Source organism: Chroococcidiopsis sp. (genome assembly GCF_051657925.1).
In the GTDB taxonomy this organism is placed as follows: Bacteria; Cyanobacteriota; Cyanobacteriia; order Cyanobacteriales; family Chroococcidiopsidaceae; genus Chroococcidiopsis.
This window is the reverse complement of sequence record NZ_JBOFLP010000123.1, coordinates 1-9,636: the sequence shown is the minus strand read 5'-3', so window position 1 is coordinate 9,636 and position 9,636 is coordinate 1. Positions and strand designations below refer to the sequence as shown.

The 9,636-nt window shown below is 45.4% G+C and carries 5 protein-coding genes; 3 read left to right on the top strand and 2 right to left on the bottom strand.

The features are described from left to right. The 3 genes from ACRC32_RS09285 to ACRC32_RS09275 all read left to right on the top strand — a co-directional run. A partial coding sequence (locus ACRC32_RS09285; protein ID WP_438553693.1) for a hypothetical protein occupies positions 1–471 on the top strand: 471 nt, incomplete at its 5' end. A 2-nt stretch (positions 472–473) separates the two neighbouring features. Continuing rightward, the gene (locus ACRC32_RS09280; RefSeq protein ID WP_438553692.1) at positions 474–1,001 is read left to right on the top strand and encodes a hypothetical protein; all 528 of its coding nucleotides are present in this window, start codon (positions 474–476) and stop codon (positions 999–1,001) included. After that, positions 994–8,100 carry a tape measure protein gene (locus tag ACRC32_RS09275; RefSeq protein ID WP_438553691.1) on the top strand — a complete coding sequence of 2,369 codons (7,107 nt, stop codon included), beginning with the start codon at positions 994–996 and terminating at the stop codon, positions 8,098–8,100. The genes ACRC32_RS09280 and ACRC32_RS09275 overlap by 8 nt, the downstream gene beginning before the upstream one ends. On the opposite strand, the gene ACRC32_RS09270 is transcribed toward ACRC32_RS09275, so the two are convergent. Further along, positions 8,097–8,435, bottom strand: a complete 339-nt coding sequence (locus ACRC32_RS09270) for a hypothetical protein (protein ID WP_438553690.1) — start codon at positions 8,433–8,435, stop codon at positions 8,097–8,099. The two genes, ACRC32_RS09275 and ACRC32_RS09270, sit on opposite strands and share 4 nt — an antisense overlap. 59 nt (positions 8,436–8,494) lie before the next feature. Continuing rightward, positions 8,495–9,478, bottom strand: a complete 984-nt coding sequence (locus tag ACRC32_RS09265; RefSeq protein ID WP_438553689.1) for a hypothetical protein — start codon at positions 9,476–9,478, stop codon at positions 8,495–8,497. Positions 9,479–9,636 lie beyond the last annotated feature (158 nt).

Sequence of the window (9,636 nt, the reverse complement as noted above, 5' to 3'; positions counted from 1 at the left end):
CTTGAAGGGGTGAAATTAGCCAAAGCGATCGCACAAAGCTCCGGCAAATCAGTAGGCGAAACCTACGCGGCACTAACCAACAGAGACACCGAGGCATTGGGCGAACACTTGGAAGAACTAATTAGCTTCCAAGAAAAGATGGAGCGTTCGGGGGAAAAGCGCGAACAGGCAACAGTGACAGCATTAATTAAGTTCCGTTTGCTGCCCGACTGGGAAGCGTCAGACACAGATAATCCAGAACAACTATCGCCTAAATTGCGATCGCGCATCTACGAGTTTTCCCAAAAAGAAGCATCCGGCTGGAGCGATGAACCCCCACAGCCATTAACCGAGGAAGACTTGGGAAAATCGCAGACGGCTCCTTCAATAGAGAGCCAGACTGGGGAGAACTCTACTGGCGACTTAGAAAACTCTGTCCCTACGAGGAAAGATTCAACGAAGAAAACTTTGGTAGCCAGCCCTGCTGGTTAATCATGGATGCGATCGCAGCTAATGCCAAACTCAGAACCGAAGAACTGCACTTAGGCGAACTGGGTATATCTACCCTGTCGTCTATCTTTGTCAATGCCAACCGCGATCCAAAGAAAGGGGAGCCTGCAAAGCCATCAGACTTTTTCTACTTTACGCCTCAAGTGGACGAAAGAGAGAAAATAAGTGCGATCGCATCTAATACGTTTTTTGCCTTGGTAGAGGACGAGAAGATGCCGAGTTGGGCAGTAGCTTTAGCCCCAATAGACCGAATCCGAAAAAGCAAGAATGGCAATGACGTTCCCAAGTGCCGTGCTTGGATGCGGAAGGGAGTGATGCTGATTGCTCCACAGATTAAGGGAGATAAAGCGATCGCACCCTTAGCACTAATTGACGGCGTAGAGGGGCAAGTATCGGTAATTGATATTGATACGGGGACGGCGCGAGATATATTCGTTGCCAATGCCAAAAATGAGGCTTATTGGGCGATTAATGTGGAATTTCAGCTAATTGGGAGCGTAACTTATGGCTAGTGTCGGATCGGTGGAATTGGAATTACGCCTCTCAAGAACAGCTTTTGACAAGGAACTGCGATCGCTCTCTAGCCTTGAAATTCCACCACTTAACCTTGACCTAAAACTTGATGCCAAATCCCTAAACAAGCAACTTAAGGATTTGAAGAGTGGTGACTATGGTTGCCTGGAACTACAGATATGTCCTGACATCAAAGGATTATCGCGCAAGCTGAAAGAGCTACCAAAATCGCTTGTTGATTGCATTTCCATTGAGATATGTCCAGAACTTGATACCGAATCTCTCAAAAAGCAATTTGAGGCGATTAAAAATGACTTTTCCCTATCTATTCAAACCGCAATCAATGCGGCAGTAAAAGTTAGTGCTGTAAGTGAATCCAAGCAAGGAGAGGCAGCAAATCGCGGTGCTGACAAGGCAAGCGAAAAAATAGAAGCAGGATTTGGTAAAGCTGCCGACAAAATCAACGAGGCAATCGATACTTCCCTAAAAAATGCGGCAGGTGCGATCGCGGCTCCTTTCACAAGTGTATTTCGTGGCTTCTTTGAGGGTATCGGACAGAATCTATCTAGGGAATTGTCCAACGGTGCAATCCGCACATTTCAAAAAACCCTAGATGTCTCTTTTAAAGGCGTTGGCGGACAGGCTGGGGGATATGCAGCCAAGGAAGTAGGCAAAGCTCTGGGTTTGAAACCTATCCCCAAACCAAGAACTAAAAAGGACGACGATGAATCTGGAGGCGCAACCACTACCAAACCGCGATCCCCTAAACCTTCCTCACCTGATAGTGGATTATCTAAAGAACTAAAATCAATAGCAATTGAGCTAGGCACGTTCGCAGACATTATGCGTCGCGCCGGACTTGGGGGCGATAAGTTTGGCTCATCTGCACTTGGAGCCGCCAAGGAAGCACTAGAATTAGCTGCCACGTTTGAGGGATTAAGGCAAGCGATTGTAGCTAAAAAAGCTGCTACGGTTTCAACAGTAAGGGCAAGCCCAAATGCAACGCCTCAAGAAAAGAGTTCTGATGTAGTCCAAGCAGATACTCTCGCCCAGACTGCAAAACGTGGTTTCCTCAAAGGTGATGTTACCAAAGTTACCAAAGAGCAAGCTAAAGCTCAAGTTGAGAAAGTGCGATCGCGTCTAGAGAAAGATTTAGCAGAATTGCAAGCACTGCCGGAGTCAGCACAAACAACTAAAAAAATTGAAAGCCTGCTCAATAAAATAACTCAACTTCAATCTCGTATCGCCCTAGATATTGCTAACCCTGAAATTCCCAAAGCTGTCCGCCAAAGTTTGGGGCAGCTTAAATCAACTCAAAGTAAATTAGCTGAGACTCAGCGCAACATTGAGGCGACAGCGGCTAAAAGTATATCTAATCGCAAACTACCAGGCATTGCTAAAGCTGCTGCTGGGGGATTGGGCGCGACATTATTAGGAGGAGGTTCGGCTTTTGCTGCCCCGACAGGTGGGGGCGCGGGACTTGGTGCATTAGGCGCATTGCCGTTTGACCCAACTTTGGGACTAGCCGCAGGTGGTATTGCCGCAGCCTTTGCTGCTGCTAAATTTACTCCTCGCTTGCTAAGAAAGGTTGGAGCGCAAAAAGCAGCCGATGTTTTAGAAACAGATGTTGGTGCGATCGCTGTTGATGCCATCAAAGGAGTATTCGGGAGCGTCCGCACGTCGCTTAAAAACTCTTTTCAAAGTTTCGGGACGAAATTCAAAAAGTTTGTTGGTTTAAATGACCCGATAAAAGATAGAGAGCTTGAAGAAAAGAAACTTTTACGGACTTTTACAAACCTTGATATAAATTTGCGAAGGGATAGACCGAGCGATCGCTCTTTGCCCTTGCCTCGTCCATCGATAAATACAAGTGTGAAAGGGCAATCCGCATCTCTTGCTGCGCCACCTGTCCCAAACAATTACTGGGAGCGCTTTTTTAGGGGACTAGAAGCAAGATTTTACAGAAGTCCGGTATTTAGTGGCGTTGCACCCAAAAATAGACGCAACCTCACGTCTGAGGCAACAGGCTTTCTAACTAGCGGGGCGTTGCTTACCGCCCCTGGTGCAACAACTGCGGCTCTAGGCGCTCCCTTAATTGCAGCCTTAACACCTCTAATTACTACAGTAGGACTTGTAGCTAATGCAATTGGTCCCTTGGTGGGTACGATCGCCAATACCTTAAAACAAATTGAACCATTGCAAAAGCGGTTTGAGTTTGTTGGTGGTGGCAAAGAACAAGGGGCAGCCCAACAACAGTTTGTAAGGGGAGTAGCAAGCGATCTCAACATTCCCGTCCTTTCATCCTTGCAACAGTTCTCCAAACTCGCAGCAGCAGCACGTAAAACCAAGCTTGAGGGCGAACCACTCAAGGAATTGTTTACAGGTATTGCTACAGGTGCTAAAGCCTTGCAGCTAAATGCCGAGGATTTGAACCTAGTTATGTTTGCTTTTACCCAGGTACTTAGTAAAGGCAAATTGAGTGCTGAAGAGGTAAGGTTGCAGATCGCCGAGCGATTGCCTGGGGCGGTGGGTATATTTGCAAGAGCAATGGGTGTAACTGAAGCTGAATTTAACAAGCTACTAGAAAGCGGCTCGTTGCTTGCCGAGGATGTACTGCCCAAAGTTGGACGACAGCTAAAACTAGAGTACGGGGATGCTGCCCAAGGAGCCAGCAATACTTTTCTTAGTTCGCTAACTAAAGTAGAGAATGCCATGTTTAAGCTACAAGAAGGGTTTGCAAATTCTTTAGGTCCTGCCCTTACAGTAGTTACAAATGCTTTTGCTGGTGTCCTCGACTTCTTTGCCAATAATGCCAAAACTGTATTTAGCACTTCGGCTGTAGTGCTAACAGGCGTTGCCGCGCAGTTCTTTGTGGGCTTAACTCAAATACTAGAAGCTAGTGGATTGGTTGGTAAGCTAACAGGTTTTTTATCCCCACTATTTGGCAGGTTATTTGCAACGCTAACTCCATTTGCCGTTGGGATACTAGCTGATTTTCTAGACGATATATTCGGCGCTCAGACTTCTGTAATGGAGAATCTGATGCAGGGAAGTTATAAATCAGTTTTAGGGTTAATTTTAGTATTTAACGATCTAAAAAATGCAATTGGTGACTTTTTCAGTTCTTTAGGTGAAAACGAAGCCCTCTCTGGTGTAATAGGTGGCATTGCCAACGCTTTTGGGAAATTAGGAGAAGGTTTATCTTTTGTGCGTAAATTCTTATCAGGGACAGTTATAGAATTTACGTCTTTATCGTTAATCTTGGCACAAACTTATGTTTTACTACGTCAAGGGTTGAACCTAGTTTTAGCAAGATTAGGTACTACGATAGCTGAACTTAGTACGTCATTCATTGCTTCAGTGCGTAGCGGTAAAGTATTTAGTTCTACGCTTTCTACCCTTACAGCAGGACTTGCACGTTCGGAACTTGCCGCAGTTGGGGCTACTGCTGCTTTTGTGTTGTTTTTCTCTAAAGCTGATTTTAGTAATGAACTTGGGAGCAAGTTTGACGAACTAGGCGATCGCGTTACTGCAAACTTTGAACGTATTAGTCAGTCAGTTAAAAAAACTCAAAAGGATTTAGACGACTTAAAACCGCCAGAAATTAAGTCTAAAGGATTCGATCTAACGCTTGGGCTGGGTGAATCTGTAGGGTTAGAAAATATTAGAACAGATGACATTATTAAGCAGTTTAGAAACGACCGCAATCAAAAACAAAATATAGGACAAAACTTATTAAGGTATGGTCCCTTGGGAGCATTGTTTTCAATTCCTCAAGTTAACGACAAATTTAAAAATCCTACAACTATTGGGGAAAAACAATTCAATGACAACATTATTAAACAAGCTCAAAATATCATCCAACCTGGTAATAATTTAGCCGCGCAGATATTTAGCGGGTTTGATACAACAGAAGCAGGCAAAAGTTTAGCGGCAATCAAACGCTTTGATGAAGCGATCGCAGGAAGCCAAAAACGCAGGCAAGAATTACTAAGCGGTCCCGATGCTAATACGGATGAGGTAAAACGCCAAGTTACAGATTTAGATGAAGTGGTATCGGCTTTGCTGAAAAAAAGAGAAGAACTGAGTAAACCAATTGCCGATTACCGAGATAGCTTGCTTGATAATGCCAAAGTTTTCCAAGAAGCTTTAAAGATAATCAACGACCGCACAGATTTGGATGAAGGTGCAAAACAGAGGTTGAGAGAACCGTTACTGAATGCAATTTCAATTACCGATAAAGCGATCGCCAAACTCAAAGAGATGGGAGGGATAGATTTATCACCCCTTGGCAATCAGTTTGCGGAAGTCACGGCCCAAATTGACAAGAGCGATACGCGATTAGAGCGGACATTAGGTCTGGTCGGACTAAATACCACCAAGCGCTTAACTAAAACTGCAAATGATTTGGCAAAAGGAACTATTACCCCTGATGTAGCGGCAAGAGAAAACACTGATACCGAGTTGGCAGATTTGCGCATCAGGGGGCGATCGCTTGATGGTTTCGTCAAAGCTCGCAAGGAATCCATCAAACAATTGCAAGCCGTCCCTGCGCCGACAGCAGAGCAAATAGAAACTATTGATAAATATCAGAAGGAAGTGGAAAGCAAGGAGATGGAACTTGCTCAAAATCGCCTACAAACAGCAAATAAGATAACTGAGGGTAAAAAGCAGGCTGAAGGGCGCATTCTTAAGGATTTCCAAATAGCTAATGCCCAGGCAGCAGCAATAGTACAAAAAGCCGAAGCCGCACGGATAGAACGCACCAAACGCCGCCAGCTATCAGGAGCCATAACCGATGAGCAGAGCGCTATTGAGATAAGTAGTGCTGGCGTGAGTGCTGCCAAGGCTGATTTAACCATTGCCCAAGATGCCCTCGTTGAATTTCGGAAGATTAAAAAAACAGGCAAGGTTAGCGCTGAAGAGATTGCCACGCGCGAACTTGAGTTAAACAAACAGGTGTCAGATGCTATAGTGCGATCGCTCGATGCTGAGATTGCCAAGCGCGATTCCTTAAAACAGAAACGTATTGCAGACATTGAGGAAATCAGGACTAAGGAGCAATCGGGTATCGATACAGCTAGGACAAATGCCGCCAATCGTATTAAGCAACAACAACTAGCTGGGACTATTACACCTGATGGGGCAACCAATGCCACTACTGAAGCTGAAATAGCCGCCGCCATTGGCACATTAGCTATTGCCCGTAAACGCTTAGATGACATTAAGAAACTACGGGCAGAAGGAACGCTGAATGCTAAGGAAGCTGCACAGAAGGAGCGCGATGCGATCGCATCAGTAGCTACAGCCGAAGGACAAATTCTAGACTTGAGATTGCAGAAGCAGCAGCAATTTAGGGAACAGAACCTCAGAAGGATTGAGGAGGCAAATAATCGAGCGATCGCACTGATTCAATCAGACCAATCGCAAGCTGATATTGCTGTAATTCGTCGCCAGTTGGATAGTCCACGAAATGAAGAGAGCGATCGCGCATCAGAACGGGCGATCGCTTTTAATGCTGCGGAAGCGACTAGGAAAAAGATTGTTCAAGCCCAGAAAGAAATTAGTCAGTTGTCACGGGCTAATTTTGAAACTGAGGCAGAATATATTGCCAAGCGGACTGAGCTAAACAATAACCTGACAAGCCTAGTTAAGGAAGGGCTAGAGCAACAATTACAAAAGCAGCGTCAAGTACAAGAGGACGCAATTAGGGCAATAGAGCAACGCGTAGATGCTCAAAAGAATCAGAGCGATCTAGCCGTTCAAGGTTTAGAAGATGAAAAAGCCGCCCTAGATTTGCTCAATTCCTCCCTTGACCGCTCTAAGCAGTTACTAGAATCGCGCTCTAGTCTCAACAAAGCGATCGCCGATGCCAAAGTAATCAATGCCGAAATCGCCCTAGAGCAAGGGGACGAAACCCAAAAGCAGCAGCTATCAGTAAATCTGCAAAATGCCAAACTCGAAGCATTAAAGCAAGAACAGCAGACGGCGCGGGATTTATTAGATCTTGACCTCAAACGTCAGAAGATATCGGCACAGATGGCAATCAGCGAAGCTGAAATCGCCCAAAGTCGTGCGTTGATTGCTCGCCTTGAGGCGGTAGGGGAATTGCAGAAGGCACAACGGAACAGCGACAATCAAGCGATCGCTGCTGCCCAAACTAGACTAGATTTGCAAGATAAGATTGTTGCCTCAACAGACAAGCAGTTGCAAAACGCCAAGGACAATTTATCTATTCAAGACGAACTGGCGGCTAACGCAACCAAAACATTAAGCGTTCAGCAGCAAAGCGCCCTTGCTCAAGCCAATGCTGCTAAAGCTGCTGCACTTCAATCAAAAACAACTGAGAGTATTGCGCCATCAGTGCAACCAGTAGAAAAACCAGTAGATTCTCCAGAACTAAGTACAGATAAAAAGCCTAAAAAGCTTAGTCTATTCGAGCAATCACGCCTCAATATGTTTGCGCCACTGCCGACTAACAAAAATGTCGGGCTGCCGCCTGAATACTTCAATCTAAAAGCTACAACCCAAAAAGCAACAACCAGTAGCACAGGTTCTAGTAACGCAGGTACTAGCGCCGAAGCCGAACTAAATGCTCTATCCGGTTTGCAGCCAGGGGAAAGCGTTGAAAATCTCCTTAAGCGCCAGCTAGGTTTAGACCTGAATGAATCGGTGGAAAACTACCTGAAAAAACCTATGTCCCTGTTTTTCGGGCAGGATAGAAATGGGACACTGGAGGGATTGAATCAGAAGTATGCCCCCAAGGCTAACAGCTTACAGCAGTTGCAGGAAATGTATAAACCAAAAGCAAATAGCTTGCAGCAGCTTCAAGAAATGTACAAGACTGATGCCAAAAGCTTTGAAGAACTCAACCAAAAGTATGCCCCTAAAGAAAGCACTAGCGCTCAGTTTACCGACTCGTTAAAAATGGCAAACAAAGATGTAGTAGATAGGTTAGATAAACTGAACCAAACTTTAGCTACTGCCATTAACAGCCCCCGCAGCCTGTACGTATCCTCGCCTGAGCCTGTAACTGATGCGGTGAGCATTTTGGCTGATATCAATCGGATGAATATTCAAAGTAGCGGATTGGGTTAGTTGCAAATGTTATTTTTGACTTGCTCTAACTGGTTCGCTCTACTGCGTAACTGTTCCCATTTTGCTCTACCACTACTCGTTACTGCCTCGGCGGGAGTAACAGCGTCGCGCTCATCTAAGGCAGCTTCCCACTGACTTTGTGCTTGGGCGCAAGTGTTAATAGTCCCGCTCTCAGTATTTGTACTCTTCTTTAAATCCCCAGTAAGGGCAAGCGACATCATCATTAAAAAAGGAAAAGCTAGCAGCAATCCCACCAGCACTATATCGCCGTTTGCTTCCTTACTTGCGTTCTTTTTTCTATCTTCTGCGTCTAGATATCTGCCATACTTAGCCATCTACTTATCCTCAATCTATATTTTTAGAAATCCCAAAACTTAAACCAAAACTGCGATCGCTATGTAATTTCTTGATGAAGCTGCGTCTGTAGCTCCACCCACGACAACCCCCTAATCTCGCTCCACAACCTACTTACGCCGCCCACAAAATGCACCATGATATCGCCATTCTGCGCCTCGGAATATTCCATCAGTCGCCGTTTAGTTGCCTCGTTCGCCCATTCACCCCAACCGTAAAACGTACAAGGTGGCGCAGCATCCTCAGACGGCACACCTTCTTTCAAAGCCTTAACCAGCACCCCAGTCAGGTTTTTACAGTTCCAGTTTTCTTCTACTGCAATTTTTAGTCGCTCCAGCGCCGCCGGAAAATTAGCCCAATACTGTGCGATCGCGCCTCGAACTTGCAAGGTAACTTTTACGCTAGTAGTAAGTGCAGAAATCTGGCGATTTGCCGCGTTTAACTCTTCCTCTGTTGGCTGTTCTTTCTTGGAAATCTTTGCGGCAGGCACAGCCTCCCGCAAAATTTCCGCTTTTTTTTCTTCGGCAACAACAGGCAAGCTGTGTTCTGTTGTTGCTGAGGAAGAGTTAAGAGTAAGACTTCTGTATGCTGTCTGATTTTCGGCACTCGGCTGACTGAAATCAGACTCCCCACTGCCAGTTATCAGACTCTCGGCTGTCTGATTTTCGGCAGGGACAAAGAATGATAATTCGCGCTTGAGCCGCTCAAAGTCAATTGTATAAGCCCAAATATTATCAGTTGCCCAACGCTTGTAAGGGGTTTTCTTAAGTATGCCCATCTCACACAAGTCTTTAAGGTGGCGAAACACTGTATCGCGGCAACAGCCAAGAGCTTCGGCTAACTCCTGATTGACTACGTAGACCCAAGGTGGCTTTCCTGCTTGTATTTTGGTATGAATCCACCCGTCCAGGTAGGAAAGGATATATGCCTTGAATTTCTTAACTCCCCTAAACCTACTGAGGTATTCAGTCAGGATATTTGTAGGATGTTGAACCGTTCCCAAAACTGCCGATGTAAATGTCATAATTTTAATAACTTAATTTTTTGTTTGAACCCACCGCATTTAACGGATGCGGTGGGGATTTACTTAAAATGGTGCGTCTTCCAATTCCGGCTCCCAATGGGAAACCATCTGCCAACCTTGTAACCAAGAACAGCTACTAATTAGAAGTGCGATCGCGT